A 17,715-nucleotide genomic window follows, 5' to 3' on the forward strand; every position below is an offset into this window, starting at 1 on the left:
ATGTGCAGAACAATCCATTGGCGAAGTCCGCCCGTCAGCCTGTTCAAAAGCGGCCCACCTATTCCATTGAGGCAGTGGACAACGCGCTGCAGCTCCTCCAGCTGCTCCGCGACGGCGGAGCACTGCGGCTCAAAGACGCCGCCGCGGAGCTGGGTGTGGCTCCATCCACCGCCCACCGCCTCTTGGCGATGCTGGTCTACCGGGGATTCGCCGTGCAGGACGAAAACCGGCGCTATGTCCCCGGCCCCGCCATGGGCGTCGGGCCGGCCGGGCTGAGTTGGACCCGGCTGCTCCGCTCACTCGCGCAGCCGCATATGGAGCTGCTCTCGGCGCGGCTCAACGAGACCGTCAACCTCATGGTGCGGGTGGGCACGAAGGTGCGCTTCCTGGCCACAGTGGAAGGGAACAACGTCCTGCGGGTTGGTGACCGGCAGGGGACGGTCATGCCCGCCAACAAGACCTCCGGAGGCAAGGCCATGCTCGCCGGACTGGATCCGGCCATGATCGAGCAGTTGTTCCGCAGCCATAACGCGGAAATTGGCGGGGACACCATTCCGGACAATGAATATCCGGCATTCGTGCGGGAGCTCGAGTCGGTCCGCAGCAACGGCTTCGCGGCCAATTTCGAAGGCACTGAGGAGGGCGTGAGTGCGCTCGGGATGGCCCTGCACAACCGGCACGGGCACGTCGTCGGCGCGCTCAGCGTCGCAACTCCGGCGACGCGCTTCCGCCGGGTATTCGACGCCGGGCTTGTCCCCGCCCTGCGGGAAACCTGCCGGCAGCTGGAGATCGACATCGCGGCGAATCCGGCCGAACCGGACTGAGCTGTCACTGAAGGCCCTCGCGATAATTCTGGCCAGCAGAATATGCTGGGGATCACACCGCCGTATTCGTAAGGTCGAACTACGCCCTAGAACTGTTCTGACCTTATCGAGGAGGCCCACGTGTCCATCAGCGCCGAGAACACCACGCATGAATCGGTGGCGGCCAGCCACGCCCTGCCGGAGCCGACACCCGAAGAGGCTGCCCAGCTCAAAGAGCTGTACCGGGATTTTGACCGGGAGAACCTGATCCCGCTCTGGACCGAGATCGCGGACCTGATGCCGATGGTCCCGACTCCCAAGGCGGTCCCGCATGTCTGGCGGTGGAGCGATCTGTACCCGCTGGCCGCCCGTGCCGGCGACCTTGTCCCGGTCGGCCGCGGCGGGGAACGCCGCGCCATTGCCCTGGCCAACCCGGGCCTGGCCGGTACGCCGTATGCCACCCCCACCTTGTGGGCAGCCATCCAGTACCTGGGTGCCCGCGAAACCGCCCCGGAGCACCGCCACTCGCAGAACGCCTTCCGCTTCGTTGTCGAGGGCGAAGGCGTGTGGACCGTCGTGAACGGGGACCCTGTCCGGATGTCCCGGGGCGACTTCCTCCTGACCCCGGGCTGGAACTTCCACGGCCACCACAATGACACTGATGAGCCGATGGCCTGGATCGACGGCCTGGACATCCCGTTCGCGCACTACGCCGACGCCGGCTTCTTCGAGTTCGGCACCGAAAGGGTCACCGACGAAGCCACCCCGGACATCTCCCGGTCCGAGCGACTCTGGGCCCACCCGGGCCTGCGCCCGCTCTCGGGCCTGGACGACACCACGAGCTCCCCCATCGCGGCCTACCGCTGGGAGCACACGGACCGGGCACTGGCTGAGCAGCTGCTGCTCGAGGACGAGGGCCACCCCGCCACCGCGTCCCAGGGCCACGCCGCCGTCCGCTTCACCAACCCCACCACCGGCGGCGATGTGATGCCGACTATCCGGGCCGAATTCCATCGCCTCCGCGCCGGTGCCGCCACGCAAGCCGTCCGTGAAGTCGGATCCAGCGTCTGGCAGGTCTTCGAGGGGTCCGGCTCCGTGGTCCTCAACGGAGAAACCAGGACCCTGGCGAAAGGCGACCTCTTCGTGGTCCCGTCCTGGCAGGAATGGTCGCTTCAGGCGGACCTGCACGCCGAAACAAGTTTCGATCTCTTCCGCTTCAGCGACGCGCCCATCTTTGAGCGCCTGAACTTCAACCGCACCTACATCGAAGGACGCAACAAGTAATGAGACTCCTCACCCTCCGCCTCTCCGTTGGGGAAAAGACAGTAACCAAGGCCGTCCGTCAGGACGGCGACACCCTGACCGAAATCGGCGGCTTCGCCGACGTCGGCGAACTCCTCCGCTCAACCGGCTGGGAGGCCACCGCGAAGGCAGCGGACGGCGCCACGCACCCGCTCGAAGGCGCCGACCTCGACGCCGTCGTCCCCTCCCCCGGCAAGATCATCTGCGTGGGCCACAACTACCGCAACCACATCAAGGAAATGGGCCGGGAAGTCCCCCAGTTCCCCACCCTGTTCGCGAAGTACCAGGAGTCCCTGATCGGCCCGAACGATGACCTGGCGCTGCCGCAGGAATCCGACGCGGTCGACTGGGAGGCCGAACTCGCCGTCGTGATCGGCAAGAAGGGCCGCCGGATCAGTGAAGCCGACGCCGCGGACCACATCGCCGGCTACGCCGTGCTGAACGATGTCAGCATGCGCGACTACCAGTTCCGCACCGTCCAGTGGCTGCAGGGCAAGACCTGGGAGAAGTCCACTCCGTTCGGACCTGCCCTGGTCACCAGGGACGAGTTCAGCAGCGGCCTCATGACCTCCGAGGTCGACGGCGAAATCCAGCAGCAGACGCCCACTAACGATGTCGTCTTCACGCCCGAGTTCCTGGTCTCTTACATCTCCACGATCATCACGCTGAACCCAGGTGATGTCATTGCCACCGGCACCCCCGGCGGCGTGGGCCACGCCCAGGACCCCAAGCGCTACCTGCAGGAGGGCCAGGTCCTGATTACCACCATCGAGGGACTGGGCCAGCTGAAGAACCGCGTGGTTAAGGAAGCCTGATGGTTGCCCGCACAGACCAGGCGACGGACCCGGACCTGCTTGCGGCACTGCTGCAGGCCCGCCGGGGCACGGCGTTCTTCGCCCGGAAGCTCAACGAACTCAGCGACGTTGAGCTCGACGGCGATTCGCTGTTGCCGGGCTGGACCCGCCGCCACATCACGGCGCACATCGGCTACAACGCCCGGGCGGTCGCCCGGCTCGTCGAGTGGGCGGCCACCGGGGTGGAAACCCCGATGTACGCCTCCACCGCGGTCCGCGACCACGAAATCGAGTTCGGCGCCACGCTGAGCCCGATCGCGCTGCGGCACCTCTTCGACCACTCCGCCGTGCACCTGAACGTCGAATGGCGGGACCTGCCCGCCGACGCCTGGCGCCACAAGGTGCGGACGATCCAGGGCAGGGAGGTCCCGGCGGCCGAAACCGTCTGGATGCGCACCCGCGAAGTCTGGATCCACGCCGTGGACCTGGACAACGGAGCCACCTTCAGTGACATCCCGGCACCCGTCCTGGAGCGGCTCCTGGCTGACATCACCGGCGCCTGGAAGACCCGCGGCACCGATAAGGGTCTCGTGGTCAAAGTCACCGACCGGGATCTCACGTTCGGGGACTCGTCGTCGGCGTCCGCCACTGTGGTCTTTGGGCCATTGGCGGCCGTCGTCGAATGGGCCGCTGGCCGGGGAAGCAACGGCGTCACCGCCGCCGGGCCCGGGACCGCCGCTGCAAACGGCACGGTTCCCGCCGCCCCGAAGTGGATCTAAGCCTTCTCGGCCTGATTCGTGTACCCAAAGGAAAAGCCCCTCGTCGAGGGGGCTTTCCTTTGGTACAGCGTGGATTAGTACAGCGTGGACCGTCCGGTACGGCTCAGCCCAGGTGAACGACCGGAACGTCCCGCTCGGTGCCGGTGAACCTCTTGCGGTCGATGTTGATGAGCAGCAGGGCGATCGGGGCGATCAGGACCGCAATGCCGGCTGCCCAGAGGAAGACCAGAGAGTAGCCGGTGGAGAGGGCCGCCAGCGAGACGCCACCGGGCGTGGCCGCCGCAGCGATGGTGCTGAACAGGGCGATGCCCAGTGAACCGCCGATCTGCTGTGAAGCGTTCACCAGGGCACTGGCGACGCCGGAATCGTCCTTGTCCACGCCGAACAATGCGAGGTTCTGCATCGGCACGAACACCATTCCCAGACCCACTCCCATCAGGAGCAGCGCGGGCAGCATGTTGAAGAAGTAGCTGCCGTCCGCGCTCACCTGCGTGAGCCACAGCATCGCAGCCGCCAGAAAGACCGGGCCGACCGCCGTCGGGCTCTTCGCCCCCAGTTTGGGCAGGTTCTTCGCGACGAGGCCGGCCGTAACGATCAGCGCCACCGTCAGGGGCAGGAAAGCCAGGCCGGCCAGGAACGGCGCGAAGCCAAGCACGATCTGGATGTAGAAGTTGATGAACAGGATGCCGCCGATGAGGACCGCGCCGGACAGGAAGGAGGCCAGGAAGGCCGCCCCGCGGTTGCGCTCGGTGGCCACGAGCGGGTGCCTGACCCTGGTTTCCATCAGCACGAACAGTGCCATAAGCACGGCTCCGGCCACAATATAGCCCCAGGCTTCGGGGCGTCCCAGCCGCCCTCGGCGAGTCCGTTGCCCGGCTAAGCGCCGTCACAGAGCAGGTGGTACCAGCTGTCGGCAAGCAACTCGAGCGCGTGCTCGCGGTTTGGCTCGAACTTGCGGCGTGTCCAGAGAGTCGCGACGTAGTCGAGGGACGTGAAGGCGAGCGTTCCGCGGATGTGGTGCGTCTCCTCCGAGAAGCGCCCGGCCAGCTTCATACCGCTGACCAGGTCGGAGATGACCTCCTCATGCCATCCTTCCACCATGGCGCGCACGTCGCGGTCGACGGCGGCGGCCTCGTCGAGCACGTCGAGGTAGGGGCGGAAGACCGGCCAGAGCGCCGCCCTCGACTCCAGCCAGGCAAGGATGCCCGGCAGCTCGCCTGCGCGCACCACGTCAACGAGGTCGGGCGCGGTGGAGCCGCTCTCCGGGCCATCCGCACGGTCGAGCACGGCGTTAACGCGCGCCATGAAGTCCCTCATCAGATCGCTGCGCGAGGGGTAGTACGCGTAGAACGTGACCCGGGTGGTGCCCGCCGCCGCGGCGATCTCGTCGATCGTCGTCGCAGCGTAGCCCTTCTCGGTGAATAGCTCGAGCGCCCGTTCGACGATCATGTCGCGGGTCAGTTGCTTCTGGGCTTCTCGCAGCGACGACATGAGTCAATCCTAGAACGCTCCCGGCCCGGCGTTGGCCAGTCGACGCAGTTTAGGGATGGGGATCCGGTAGTTGATCGCCGCGGCAGTCCCGGAGCCATCCTTGTTCTGCCAGCGCAGGAGCATTGAATCCCGGTCCTCGCCCGGAGCGCTGTAGTCGGGTGCGCCGACCACGGGCCCGAAGCCGACCGACTTGAGCGACAGGCCGAAGCCCTCGGTCCAGAAGTACGGCTGGAAGTTGAACTCGGGCGCCGCGTCGCCCTGAAGCAGGCCGACGGCCGCGACCTTGGCCTGGTCGATGGCGCTCGTCCACAGGGGCACCCGGCCCACTCCGCGGTTCGTCCGGATGAACGCTACGTCGCCGGCGGCAACGATGTCCGGCCGTAGCCGGCCACGGGAGTCGACCCGCAGCGAACCGTCGACGAGGAGTTTCGAACCGGCCAGCCAGTCGACGTTCGGCTCGTCGCCGATGGCGGTGACGACGAGCTCCGCCTCCAGCTGGGTGCCGTCGGCCAGGGCGACGCACATCCCGGCATCGGAGTCGACAAGACGGGCCTTTCCCCCGCTGACAATCCGCAGTCCGCGCCGGAGGGCGGCGGCAACGAAGATATCGGACAGATGGTCGCCGAGCTGACGCGAGAGGGGCTTGACGTCGGCGACGAGGGTGACCTCGCAGCCTACGTGCAGGCAACCGGAGGCGACCTCCATGCCGAGCGGTCCGCCGCCGATCACGATGACTGATGGCCGCGACGCGACGCGACGCCTGAGCCTGATCGCGTCCTCGATCGTGCGCAGGGTGAGCTCCCGGGACGAGCTGTGGTGTCGCGGCCCGCCTTCCACCGCCCTGAAGGCGAGGCGCTTCGCCCGGGAGCCGGAAGCGATGACAAGGCCGTCGTACGGCAGCTCGTCTCCCCCGTCAAGCCGAACGACCCGGGCGTCGACGTCGAGTCCTGCGGCGCTTACTCCGAGTAGTTCGGTCGCTCCGTGGCTCGGCTCGGGCAGCTCGTGGGCTTGCAGGCCGTCGGCACTGTTCCCGTCGACACCGCTCCCGTCGACGCCGTGCAGCAGCGCCTTCGACAGCGCGGGGCGGCTGTACGGGCGGTGACGCTCGGCGCCGACCACCGTCAGTTCGCCGTCGAAGCCGGCCGAGCGCAGCGAGTCGCAGGCGGTGAGTCCGGCGATGCCGTTGCCGACCACCACTATCCGGCGCATCGTCACGCGGCCTCCAGCCGGAGGGCCGCAACCGGGCAGACCCTCACCGCCGCCTTCGCGGCGCCCAGGTCAGTCCCTTCCACGTCCGGGACGTCGATGACCAGCTCACCGTCATCGTCAAGGTGCATCAGCTTGGGTGCAGCTTCCTCGCACAGGCCGTGTCCTTCGCAGCGCGGCCGGTCCAATGCGATCCTCATGCCGCCACCACCTTGGCGACCTGAAGCAACTCGAGGCTGCGCGTGATGTTGCTGGGCTCCCGGACCTCGTCGGAGATCGTCAGCGTCTTGACCCTGCGGGCAAGCGCCTCAATGACGGCATGCGCTTCCAGTTTCGCCAGTCCCTGGCCGGCGCAGCCGTGCGGACCGTAGCCGAAGGAGAGGTGGTCCACCGGGTTGCGGGTCACGTCAAAGGCGTCGGGATTCTCGTAATGCCGCGGGTCCCGGTTGCCGGCACCAAAGAGGATGCCGATTTGGGCCCCTGCAGGAACGGTAACTCCGTCGATGTCCACGTCGCGGGTTGCTTCGCGGCCCCAGATGTGGACCGGCGCCCAGTAGCGCAGCACTTCGGCGAAAGCTGCTGGGACAAGGTCCGGGTTCTCCCGGACCAGCTCGAACTGCTCGGGGTGGTGGCCGAACAGCGCAATGATGTTCCCGATTGAGGCGATTGTCGTGTCGACGCCCGCTCCCAGGTATTGGTGGATGATGTGCCCCGCAGAGCCCCGGGGGATGTCGCCGCGTGTCTCGGCGTCGAAAATTCCGCGGCCGATTGAGCCGGGCGTGAGGTCTTCGGCGGTAACTGACGAGCACCAGCCGTAGAGCTCACCGGCGATCGGGAAGCTCTCCTGCGTGCGCTGGTTTAGCGGGCCGAGGACCTGCATGGCGGCCTGGCCCCAGCGCAGCATGTTGTCCTTGACGTGTCCCGTGAAGCCAATGAGGTCGGCGACGATTTCGATCGGGAAGGCCCGGGCCAGGGAATCGATGGCCTCGAAGCTGCCGCTGGCAGCGAGCTCGGCGACGAGCATGTCCGCCTTTTCGTCGATGACGACTTTCAGGCCGCGAAGTGCGCGGGGGGTGAGGTTCTGTGACAGCGTGGCGCGGAGCTGCGTGTGAACGGGCGGGTCGGAGGCAAGTGAGGTGCCCTGAAGCGCCTCGTTCACCATGGGGTTGAAGCCGATGCTCGTGGACGAGAAGGTTTCCGGATCACCGAGTGCGTCGCGGATGACGTCGTAGCGCGTCAGGACGTACAGGTCGTTCTTGGGCAGGTGGACTACCCCGGCCTGCTCGCGCAGCGCGGCGTAAGTGGGGTAGGGGTCGACGAGGATGTCGTCAGCCCAGATGTCGATGTCTGATTCGATAGGTGCAGTCACGGAGTTCTCCTTGCGGGTGAGGTGGTCGGGTGTGGAGGCCGTCAGTCTCAGACGATCGCCTTGGCGTTGGCCGCAGCGGCCTCAGGTGTTGCCACGACGGCATCGGGCCTGGGCGCCGAAGAACGGGCCGAGATGAAGAGGGTAAGAATGGCGGAGAGGGTGGCCGCGATACCCGCGGCGAGGTACACGGTCTGGAAGCCCTGGCCGAGGGAGGTCCCGGCCACGGCCTGGATCTGCTGCCGCGCGGAGGTGAGGGCATTGACCATGCCGTCGACCGCCTGGCTGGATGCGCCGCTGGCCGTTGCCTGGCCGGTGAACTGCGCGATGACGCCATCCCAGCCGGAGAGGTAGCCCAAAGGCGGCACGTTCGACAGCCCGGCGGCGGCTTCGGCGGGCAGGCCTGCCCCGCCCAGGATTCCGGCGAGGGGTCCGGCGAAGACAGTGGCTCCGACTCCGAACGCGATGGCTGAGCCGACGACGGGACCCAGGGCGAAACCGAGGTCGCGCAGGAGGTTTGTCGTGGCCGAGGCCATGCCGATGTGTTGCGGCTCTACGGTGTTGATGGCCACGGCAGTGATGGAGCCGACCGTCAGCGCAAACCCGATGCCCAACAGCAGGAGCGGCGGAATGAACGCCGTCCAGGGAGTTCCGCCGAAGGCCTCCGGCGCGCCCAGGGAGAACGTCGAAAGCCAGAAGGCGGAGACCGCCATGAAGGCGAAGCCCGCGGTCAGTACCCAGCGCGGGGCCACGTGGTGGATGAGCCAGCCCACCACCGGGATGAAGGCGAATGCCGGGCCCTGGATGAACACGAACAGCACGCCCACCTTCCAGGCTTCGGCGAGGGCGAGTCCGCCGACGGCGACGCTGGTGCTGTAGCAGACTGCGAGGAAGGCGAACATACCGGTAACGGCAACCACACCCGTGATCGAGTAGGCGCTGTTCCTGAACAGTGACAGGTGGATCAGTGGCTGCCTGGTGCGTGTTTCAATGACAACGAAGGCGACCAGGAGGGCGCCGCCTGCAACGTAGCTTGCGATCACCTCGGCGCTGCCGAAGCCGGCGTCGACTGCCTGCACGGTGGCGAAGAGGACGGCGATCAGGCCGAGCGCGAGGGTGATCTGGCCGGGAAGGTCGAGTTTGCGGCCCTCCGCGGCCGCAGAGTCCAACGCCTTGACCGCGATGATGAGGACGGCGACGGCGATCGCGGCGGCAATGTAGTAGGCCACGCGCCAGCCACTGAAGACGTTAGGCGCGCCTGCCGCGGGTCCCGCCACGGTGAAGGCCTGCGCCGTCAAGCCGGCCAGCATCGGAGAGATCACCGCACCAAGGGACAGGAACCCGGCCCAGGTGGCGATAACCTTCGCCCGGGCGCGATGGTCAGGGGTGATCGCCGCGATCATGGACAGCGAAATGGGGAAGAGTATGCCCGCCCCGATGCCGCCGACTGCCTGCGCCGCGATCATCATCTCGGTGGTCGACGCCAGCGCCGCCAGGACGGAGCCGACGATGCTGACCATAGCGCCCGCGTACAGCAGCTTCTTGCGGCCGAAGAGGTCGCCCAGGACCCCCCAGCTGAGCTCAAAGACCACGATGCCCATCATGAACATGCCCGCGATCCAGGTGAGGCCTGCGCCCGAGGTATGGAACTCCACGGCAAAGGTGCCGTTGAGGGCGCCTGGCAGTGCGTTGGTGATTTGGGCCAGGGTGACCGCGCTATAGGCGGCTACGAAGGTGGCTCGTACAGAGCCGCGGCTCGACAACGAGGTGGTCGAATTCATCGATGAAACTCCTTTGTTTCCGGTGATTCTCCGGTGATGCGCCATGACTGTCAGGTACCGGGGAGCGGCCCGAAGGCCGGAATATGTGGTGCTCCCCACAGTTTGGCCTCAAGGTTTACACGATGTCAAGAGTCTGTACGTGTTGTGGTTTATGTGAACGGCTTAGCGAGAAATATGCGTACGTTCCGATTATTTCTTTGACACAGTGTAAAGAAATATGTGATGGTGGCTACACCGCAGCGGCGCGCACGGCCAGGCCCCGCGGCGCCCCTGCATTCAGAACCCGAACTTCAAGGGAGAAGCCCCGTGAGTCACCCCACACCCGTCGAGACCGGCGACGCAGTCCAAGCCCCTGCCGGGCAAACCGTCAACACGGTCCTGGGTCCTGTACCCGCTTCTGAGCTGGGCGTTGTCGCGGTCCATGAAGCCTTGTTGTCGGTGCTCCCGGGCGCCCAGTACGCACCCGACATCTCCATGGACCGGGCGGAGATCTTCGAGGCCCTTGCCGCGAAGCTGACGGACTTCCGCGAGCACGGCGGGCAGACGATCGTCGACAGCACCGGCATGTTCCACGGCCGCGACCTCAAGCTCTACGAGGCACTGTCCCGCTCCACCGGTGTCCACATCGTTGCCTCCACGGGCCTGGGCCCGGAGGAAGAACTGGGCGGATACTTCCTGACTCCGCAGACCAACCCGCCCACCCCGTGGCCGGCAGAAAAGTTCCGCGATCTCTTCGGCAAGGAGGTCACGGAGGGCATGGTGGTTCCCCGGGTCGAGCGCCGCGCTTCCGCTGGCATCGTCGCTGCCACCGCCGACCGCGCCGGCATGACCCCGACAGAGGAGAGCTTGTTCCGCGGCTCCGCCCGGGCCGCCAAGAGCACCGGCGTACCGGTCTCCATCCGTTTCGGCGCCGATGCCCTGCACGATCTGGACATCGTCCTGGACGAGCAGATCGAGGCCGACCGGGTGCTCGTCGGCGACCTGGACCGCAAGGATGCCGCCGGCTCCGCCGTCGAGGTGGCCGGCCGCGGAGCCTTCGTCGGCATCGACCACGTGGGCCTGAACGACCACGCGGACTATCTCACCGACCACGACCGCGCCAAACTGGTGCTCGAGCTCGTCAAAGCCGGCCATGCCGACAGGATCATCCTTTCGGGCAACTCGATCGGCGTGGCCAGGGGCCTGCCCGAGTACAACCTGCCCTACAGCCACGTCCTGACCGCATTCGTGCCCTTCCTCAAGGCCCGCGGCCTGAGCGAAGAAGACGCCCAGCGCATCCTCGTGGACAACCCCCGCCACCTGCTGACGGTGCGCTAAGCACGCGTCAGCCCACCCACAACAAGCTTTCGAACCCTGAGGTGCACGAATGACCAAGGTCAACACGGTGCTGGGAACCATCCCGGCCGAAGAACTGGAAATCGTGGCGGTCCACGAACACATCGGCTACGGCATGCCCGGGTCCGAACTGGACACCAGATGGTGGAAGTCGCCGGAGCAGGCCTACGAGGAAACCGTGCCGAAGCTGCGGAAGTTTCGCGAGTACGGCGGCGGTACCTTCGTCGATGCCACCGGCATCTGCAACGGCCGCGACGTGGACTACTACAAGTCGCTGTCCCAGAAGACGGGCGTGCACATCGTGGCCTCCACCGGCTTCGTCGGAGGCGACACGGCCCTGCCGCATTTCTCCCGCGCAACCGTGGACTACCTCACGAAGGTGTTCATCCACGAGATCACCGTCGGCATCGGCAAGACGGGCGCCAGGGCTGGCGTCATCAAAGTCGGCGTGAGCCGCGGCGGACGGATGACGGACCTGGACAAGCGCATCTACCGCGCCGCGGCCCGCGCCGCCGTCGTCACCGGCGCGCCGATCCTGACCCACCTTGCCATCGACCCCGAACCGGCAGTGACCATCTTCACCGAAGAGGGCCTCCCGCTGGACCGCGTGCTCTTCGGCCACGCCGACGACGGCCTGAACGCTCCGATCACCCCGCACGATTGGATCTACGGGCAGGGCGGCCGCATCGGCTTCGACACCTTCGGCTACGACCTCGAGCTGCCGGATCCGCCATTTTGGGGCCGCAAACGCGCCGAACGCATGGAGCACTTCGTGGACCTCGTGAACAAGGGCTATGCGGACAAGCTCCTCGTCTCCGCGGACGCAAATTGCAGCCCGCTGGGCTGGCCGGGCGTGAAGGGCCACACCATCAACTACATCTTCGAGGACATGATCCCCGACATGCGCGCGGCTGGCATTGACGACGCCACCCTCAAGCTCCTACTCGAGGACAACCCGGCCGAGTTCCTGTCGCTTCAGGCCTGAACCCGGACAAACCACACCTACTTACCCGTTTCCCCAGACTTGGCCCGGGCCAAGAAAGGGTCCAGAAAGAGATGAAACCATGAAGGCTTCGGAAATCGAGAACCTCAACGTCGCCATCGTCGGCGCGGGGTACGGCGGCGCAGCGGCGGCCAAGGCCCTGAGCCTGCTCGGCGCCAACGTCACCGTGTACGAGCAGGCGGCCCAGATGCGGGAGGTCGGCGCCGGCATCGGCCTGCGTCCCGCCACCATGCACCGGTTCCGCCAGTGGGGGATCTTCGACGCGATCGCGAAGGTGAGTTCGCCGGGCGACTACTTCGAGATCCTCACAGCCACCGGTGCTCCGATCATGCAGGACACCTGGCCTGAGTTCGGCGAGGAGAAGCAGACCTACCTCATCCACCGCGGCGACTTCATCGAGGCCCTGCTGAGCGTGCTTCCCGAGGGCATGGTGCACCTTGGCCACAAGCTGGAAACCATCGAGGATAAGGGTGGCCGCTCCGTCCTGATCTTCACCAATGGCAAGACGGTCGAGGCTGACCTGGTGGTGGGGGCCGACGGCATCAAGTCCGTGGTGCGCGAGCAACTCTTCAGTGACAACGGCCCCGTGTTCTCCGGCGAGCATGCTTACCGCGTGGTGATCTCCGCCGACGACGCCCACGGGATGGTGGTTGACGACAATCTCCGGATGTACATGGGCCGGGGCACCAAGGTCTACCTGCTGCCGCTGCGCCACCGCAACCAGATGTCTTTCGACATCACGGCCCTCAACCCGGACGGCACGTGGGCGCCCGCCATCACGAAGGAAGACCTCGTGGCCACCGTGGAGGGCTTCGACGAGCGGATCGTGAACATCGCTCGCGGCCTCACTATGGACGCGGTCAACATCCGCGCCGTCTACGACATCGACCCCGTAGCCACATGGCACTCGGACTCCGTTGTGCTGATGGGCGATGCGGCCCACTCCATGCTGCACCACCAGGGCCAGGGCGCGAACTCTGCCATTGAGGACGCCGGCGCCCTTGCCGACGCATTGGCCCAAGCCGGTTCGGTCAAGGAGGCACTGGCCCTCTTCCAGGCAACCCGCAAACCGGTGACGGACGAACTGCAGCGCATTTCCCGCCAGGGCTGGAGCGAGGAAGAGGTCAGCGACGTTTTCCCTGGCCAGAAACCCGCCGGGCAAAAGCCCGCGTCCCAGAAGCCTGCCAGCGTAAACGCACCAGCACCCTCGAAGGGCTGAACGCCATGACGATCCATCCTGAAATCGCCAAAATCCTGGCAACGTTGCCGGCACCCGACGGCTCTCCCTTGAACCCCGAAGCCATGCGCACCGGCGAAGCCGCCCGGGTCCCGCCGCTGGAACTGCGCCTCCCGCTGCACTCTGTCGAGGACGCCACGGCAGTGACGCCGACGGGCGAGGTCCCGGTGCGGATCTACACGCCCGTGGAGGCGGACGCCTACGGCATCCTCGTCTACTTCCACGGCGGCGCGTTCTTCCTGGGCAGCCTGGACACCCACGACCACGTGGCGCGGGCCCTGGCCAAGGAAACCGGCCACAAGGTCATCTCGGTGGGCTACCGGCTGGCCCCGGAGGCCGCTTTCCCGGCAGGGCTTGAGGACTGCTACGGCGTGGTCCGCTGGGCCGCCGAACACGGCGGCAACCTCGGCTGGGACGGAAAGAACCTCGCCATCGCCGGCGACAGCTCGGGCGGCAACTTTGTGGCCGCCGTCGCCGCGAGCGCCCATGATGACGGGTTCTCGGCGATCACGCACCAGATCCTGTTCTACCCGTCGCTGGACCTGGATTTCGACGTCGACCGTTACCCCTCGCTGCGGGAGAACGCCGAAGGATACGGACTGGAGACGGCGGGCCTCAAGCCCTTCAACGCCTTCTACCTCGACGGCGGGGCGGACCCGGCGGATCCGCTCGTCTCCCCCATCAAGCGCGAAAACCTCACCGGCCTGCCGTCGGCCCTGGTCATCACCGCCGAGCACGACCCCCTGCGCGACGAGGGCGAACTCTACGGCCGGCACCTGTCGGAGGCCGGCGTCGACGCGACAGTCAGCCGCTACGGGGCGGCCAACCACGGTTTCGTCCAAAACTTCGCCTGGATCCCGGAGTTCTACCGGGCGTTCGAGGAGACGGGTGACTTCCTGAACGCGAGGTTCGGGCTCGGCGGAGGCACAGCGCAATGACGGCGTTAGTCGCTGTTCACCCCATGGTCTCCCCGTGGGGCCGGTTCGGTCTCTACAGCTTCTACATCGACGCCCCGGAACCCGCCATCGTCGACACCGGGATCGCGTCCTCGCCCGCCGAAGGCATGGTGCCGGCATTGAAGGCAATCGGCCGCCGGATCGAGGACGTCCGCTGGATCTTGCTGACCCATGGCCACATCGACCACATCGGCGGCGCGTACGCCCTGTGGGAGCTCACCGGACGCCGCGCGCAGGTGGTCATCCACGAGGCCGATGCACCGTTGCTGCGCTCGCGCCGGGCCCACGTGGACGAATTCCTTTCCGGACGGGCGCAGTACCTGGATGACCCCGACGGTGAGGGGAACCTGACGGCGGCAACGAACACCGTCATCTCAGGCGAGATGGAGCCGACGCTGGTGGTGCGGGGCGGTGAAACCATCTCCTTGGGCGGCGACGTCTCTGTCTCGGTCCACTCGATTCCGGGCCACACCCGAGGGTCGGTTGCATATGTCCTTGACGGCCAAAACGACGTGTTCGTCGGCGACGCCGTACAGGTCCACGGTGCGGCCAACGGTTTCCCCGGATTTGTGGATCCGGCCGGCTACCGCTCGAGCCTGCAGTACCTCAGGGATGAGATCCGTCCGCGGCGTCTCTACCTGGGGCACCCGTATCGCCGCGCCGATGGCTCACCTTACGGCGTGGAGCTCGACGCCGGGCAGGCCCGGGAAGCGCTGCAGGCCAGCCTGGACATCGAGGCCCGCGTCAATAGTGCGGCCTGCGGCTGCCTGGCCGCCGGACTGCAGGATACGGACTCGCCGTACTCGCCCTTCGCCCGCGTTGCCGAAGACCTTGGTTACGCCGGGAACCCCGCGCTGGAGCCGTCCCCGTTCTTCACGACGCTCCACGGCTACCGCACGACGATGGACCATTTGACCGAAGATGAGGAGATAAGCACTCATGGATGACTTCCAGTTATTGAATGCCGGCGCGGAGAAGATCGCCGTTCGCAAGGACCTCCGGGTCCCTATGCGGGACGGCGTCGAGCTCGCCGCGGACGCCTACCATGGGCTCGAAGACAAGCCGCGTCCTGCATTGGTCGCCCTGAGCCCGTACGGCAAGGAGCTGCAAGCCCTCGCACTGACCACGCCGCCGCAGCGGCGCCCCAGCCCGATGTGGGACGGCTGCATCGAGGCCGGCGACATCGCCCGGATCGTTCAGGAGGACTACGCCCACGTCATCGGCGATCTGCGCGGTTCCGGCCACTCCGGCGGCGAGCACATCGGCAACTACAACGCCGGCGGCGTCTCGCTGGGCCAGGATGCGTACGACTTCATCGAGTGGGTCGCCGAGCAGCCGTGGTGCGACGGCAACGTCGGCATGGTCGGCATCTCCTATTTCGGCTCCATGCAGGTGCTTGCCGCGGCCGAGCGCCCGCCGCACCTGAAGGCGATCTTCGTCAGTGGCGGTCACTACGACTTCTACGAGACCACCTACCACGGCGGCATCATGTGGTTCATGCCGCGGGCGGCCCGTGAAGGCCGCGGCGGGGACTCCGGCTGGGCGTTCACCGACAACGTCAAGTCCCGCATGATCGAGACGTACTCCCCCGAGGAGCTTAAGCAACTGGTCACCAACCGCCTGCAGGATCCGGACGTCGCCGCCTGGCCCAACCTGGTCCACGTACTGAACTACCCCAAGAACCATGAGGCGTGGTTCGACATCGTGATGAACGGGCTCGACGGCGACTGGTACGAGGAGCGCAACCCCATCACGCTGGCTCCGAACATCGACATCCCGGTCTACCTGCAACTCGACCAAGGCCGCGGCTGGACCTTGGACGGCACCATCGAGCTGTTCAACGAACTCAAGGGCCCCAAGAAACTGGACATTGGCCCGTACCCGCCGATGCAGTCCCGCCCCTTCATTGAAGAGCACGACAAGATGTTCCGCTGGTATGACTACTGGATCAAAGGCATCGACAACGGCGTCATGCTCGAGCCGGCCGTGAGCGTCTTCGTGGAGGGTTCCCGCGAGGTGGTGACCGCGGACCAGTGGCCGCCGAAGGACATCGAGTACACGTCGCTGTACCTGCGTCCCCGCCACAAGCTCTCCCCCGAGCCCGAGCCGATGGGTCTCGAATATGCCGCCCCGGACGGCTTCTACCAGGCGCCGCTGACGGTGACCGACAAGGTGGAGATCCTGAGCTGGAGCACCGACAAGTTCGAGGAGGACACGGAGCTGATCGGCACGGGCGCCGCCCACATTTTCGCGGAGATCGACCAGCCGGACACCAATTTCATCCTGCGCCTCTGGGACACCGCCCCGAACGGGAAGCGCCAGCTCATCACCACCGGCTACCTCAAGGCCTCCCACCGGGAACTCGACGACCGCACGACCGAGGGCAACCCGTACCACCCGCACACCCGTTCCGTGCCGGTTGAACCGGGGACGGTTGAAGAGTACGTGCTGCGCCTCTACCCGTTCGCGAATACGTTCAAACCGGGCCATGTCCTGACGGTGGAACTCTCCAACGGCGAGCCACTGGCGGACGAGCACAACTCGCTGCTCCCGCCGGACGCCTTCCACTTGCCGGTGGGCCGACCGGTCACCCACAAGATCTACCGGGACGCCGCCCACCGGTCCCGGCTGGTCCTGCCGTTCACAACGCGCAGTCAAGCGGAGAACCCTTGCGTTGCCCTCCCGGGTGAGTAAATTTGCCCTACGCGGGGCGTATTAGTTCGACTGCACGGGAGGCGACGATGACTGAAGATGGCACCGTCCTGGTTGTGGGCGGCACCGGCATGTTGGGCAGCCAGGTGGTGGCCAGGCTGCTGTCGCGTGGAAAACACGTGCGTGCCCTGGTGCGCCCGGGCTCCGACGCGACCCGTCTGGAAACCGCCGGTGCCACGATCGCCCGCGGGGACATGATGGACCTTGACTCGCTGGTCCGCGCGATGGACGGCGTGGACGGCGTGATCAGCTCGGCGGCAGGCTACACCCGGCACAGCAAGGGTGACACCCCGCAAATCGACACCATAGGCAACAGCAACCTCGCCGAAGCTGCCAGCCGCGCCAACATTCGCAGGTTCGTGCTGACGAGCATCCTCACCTGTGACCAGACTCCGGACGTTCCGCACTTTTGGCACAAGAAGTTGGCCGAGGACCGGCTCGAGGAACTCGGCGTCCCGTTCGCTGCACTGCGCCCGGGGGCATTCCTTGACCAGGTCACCCGCCTCGGTGGCGACCCTTTCAGCAAGGGGCGCCTCACGTGGCTCGGGTCCTCGCGTATTCCGCTGACTTTCGTCCTCACGGCTGACCTTGCCGGATACTTGGCCGACGCATTTGACGCACCCGGCATCGACGGGCAGCGCATCGATATCGGTTGGGACCGCCCGGTCAGCATGCAGGAGGTCGCTGAGATTTCCGGCAGGCTCCTCGGGAACCGGATCCGCGTCCGGACAATTACCGTCGGGCTCCTCCATACCGTGGGAACGCTCCTGGAACCGGTCAACCCCCTGCCGAAGGACATGGCCGCGATGGCGGGCTGGTTCCAGTCGGGCCGCTACGTCGCAGACACCACCCGGCAGCGCGAAGTCTTCGGAGCCGTGCCAACCGCCGAGGATGCCATAGCCCGCCTCGTCACGGGCCTCGGACATCCGGTCCGGGGCCCGGCGCACTGA

At 66.6% G+C, this 17,715-nt stretch carries 17 protein-coding genes; 11 read left to right on the forward strand and 6 right to left on the reverse strand.

The annotated features are described in order from the left end of the window. The first annotated feature begins 2 nt into the window (after positions 1–2). The 4 genes from OM977_RS11250 to OM977_RS11265 all read left to right on the forward strand — a co-directional run bounded on the left by OM977_RS11250 (position 3) and on the right by OM977_RS11265 (position 3,678). A complete protein-coding gene (locus OM977_RS11250) occupies positions 3–824 on the forward strand; it encodes an IclR family transcriptional regulator (RefSeq protein WP_264354057.1) in 822 nt (273 codons plus the stop codon). A 120-nt stretch (positions 825–944) separates the two neighbouring features. Next, entirely contained in the window at positions 945–2,087 is a 1,143-nt protein-coding gene (locus tag OM977_RS11255; RefSeq protein ID WP_264354058.1) for a cupin domain-containing protein, read from the forward strand. Further along, on the forward strand, positions 2,087–2,920 hold the full coding sequence (locus OM977_RS11260) for a fumarylacetoacetate hydrolase family protein (protein WP_264354059.1): 834 nt from the start codon (positions 2,087–2,089) through the stop codon (positions 2,918–2,920). Before OM977_RS11255 ends, OM977_RS11260 begins: the two co-directional genes overlap by 1 nt. Beyond that, positions 2,920–3,678, forward strand: coding sequence for a maleylpyruvate isomerase family mycothiol-dependent enzyme (locus OM977_RS11265; RefSeq protein ID WP_264354060.1), 759 nt, complete (start codon positions 2,920–2,922; stop codon positions 3,676–3,678). The genes OM977_RS11260 and OM977_RS11265 overlap by 1 nt, the downstream gene beginning before the upstream one ends. 103 nt (positions 3,679–3,781) lie before the next feature. Here OM977_RS11265 and OM977_RS11270 read toward each other — a convergent pair whose 3' ends face one another. The 6 genes from OM977_RS11270 to OM977_RS11295 all read right to left on the reverse strand — a co-directional run bounded on the left by OM977_RS11270 (position 3,782) and on the right by OM977_RS11295 (position 9,522). Continuing rightward, positions 3,782–4,480, reverse strand: coding sequence for an MFS transporter (locus OM977_RS11270; protein ID WP_264357389.1), 699 nt, complete (start codon positions 4,478–4,480; stop codon positions 3,782–3,784). A 74-nt stretch (positions 4,481–4,554) separates the two neighbouring features. Continuing rightward, a complete protein-coding gene (locus tag OM977_RS11275) occupies positions 4,555–5,169 on the reverse strand; it encodes a TetR/AcrR family transcriptional regulator (RefSeq protein WP_264354061.1) in 615 nt (204 codons plus the stop codon). Positions 5,170–5,178: 9 nt separating this feature from the next. Then, positions 5,179–6,378, reverse strand: a complete 1,200-nt coding sequence (locus tag OM977_RS11280; RefSeq protein WP_264357390.1) for an NAD(P)/FAD-dependent oxidoreductase — start codon at positions 6,376–6,378, stop codon at positions 5,179–5,181. A 2-nt stretch (positions 6,379–6,380) separates the two neighbouring features. Next, positions 6,381–6,575 carry a ferredoxin gene (locus OM977_RS11285; protein ID WP_264354062.1) on the reverse strand — a complete coding sequence of 65 codons (195 nt, stop codon included), beginning with the start codon at positions 6,573–6,575 and terminating at the stop codon, positions 6,381–6,383. Then, entirely contained in the window at positions 6,572–7,744 is a 1,173-nt protein-coding gene (locus OM977_RS11290) for a cytochrome P450 (RefSeq protein WP_264354063.1), read from the reverse strand. Before OM977_RS11290 ends, OM977_RS11285 begins: the two co-directional genes overlap by 4 nt. 47 nt (positions 7,745–7,791) lie before the next feature. After that, positions 7,792–9,522 carry an MFS transporter gene (locus tag OM977_RS11295; protein ID WP_264354064.1) on the reverse strand — a complete coding sequence of 577 codons (1,731 nt, stop codon included), beginning with the start codon at positions 9,520–9,522 and terminating at the stop codon, positions 7,792–7,794. Between the two features lie 306 nt (positions 9,523–9,828). Here OM977_RS11295 and OM977_RS11300 point away from each other — a divergent pair, with 306 nt between their 5' ends. The 7 genes from OM977_RS11300 (at position 9,829) to OM977_RS11330 (ending at position 17,715) form a co-directional block, all read left to right on the forward strand. Continuing rightward, a complete protein-coding gene (locus tag OM977_RS11300) occupies positions 9,829–10,839 on the forward strand; it encodes a phosphotriesterase (RefSeq protein WP_264354065.1) in 1,011 nt (336 codons plus the stop codon). A gap of 49 nt (positions 10,840–10,888) precedes the next feature. Beyond that, the gene (locus OM977_RS11305) at positions 10,889–11,842 is read left to right on the forward strand and encodes a phosphotriesterase (protein WP_264354066.1); all 954 of its coding nucleotides are present in this window, start codon (positions 10,889–10,891) and stop codon (positions 11,840–11,842) included. A 79-nt stretch (positions 11,843–11,921) separates the two neighbouring features. Next, positions 11,922–13,079, forward strand: coding sequence for an FAD-dependent monooxygenase (locus tag OM977_RS11310; RefSeq protein ID WP_264354067.1), 1,158 nt, complete (start codon positions 11,922–11,924; stop codon positions 13,077–13,079). Positions 13,080–13,084: 5 nt separating this feature from the next. After that, positions 13,085–14,035 carry an alpha/beta hydrolase gene (locus OM977_RS11315; protein ID WP_264354068.1) on the forward strand — a complete coding sequence of 317 codons (951 nt, stop codon included), beginning with the start codon at positions 13,085–13,087 and terminating at the stop codon, positions 14,033–14,035. Beyond that, positions 14,032–15,000: an MBL fold metallo-hydrolase gene (locus OM977_RS11320; RefSeq protein WP_264354069.1), complete on the forward strand. Its 969-nt coding sequence runs from the start codon at positions 14,032–14,034 to the stop codon at positions 14,998–15,000. Before OM977_RS11315 ends, OM977_RS11320 begins: the two co-directional genes overlap by 4 nt. Next, positions 14,993–16,747, forward strand: coding sequence for a CocE/NonD family hydrolase (locus OM977_RS11325; protein ID WP_264354070.1), 1,755 nt, complete (start codon positions 14,993–14,995; stop codon positions 16,745–16,747). The genes OM977_RS11320 and OM977_RS11325 overlap by 8 nt, the downstream gene beginning before the upstream one ends. Positions 16,748–16,794: 47 nt before the next feature. Beyond that, a complete protein-coding gene (locus OM977_RS11330; RefSeq protein ID WP_264354071.1) occupies positions 16,795–17,715 on the forward strand; it encodes an SDR family oxidoreductase in 921 nt (306 codons plus the stop codon).

Source organism: Pseudarthrobacter sp. MM222 (assembly GCF_947090775.1).
Lineage (GTDB): Bacteria > Actinomycetota > Actinomycetes > Actinomycetales > Micrococcaceae > Arthrobacter.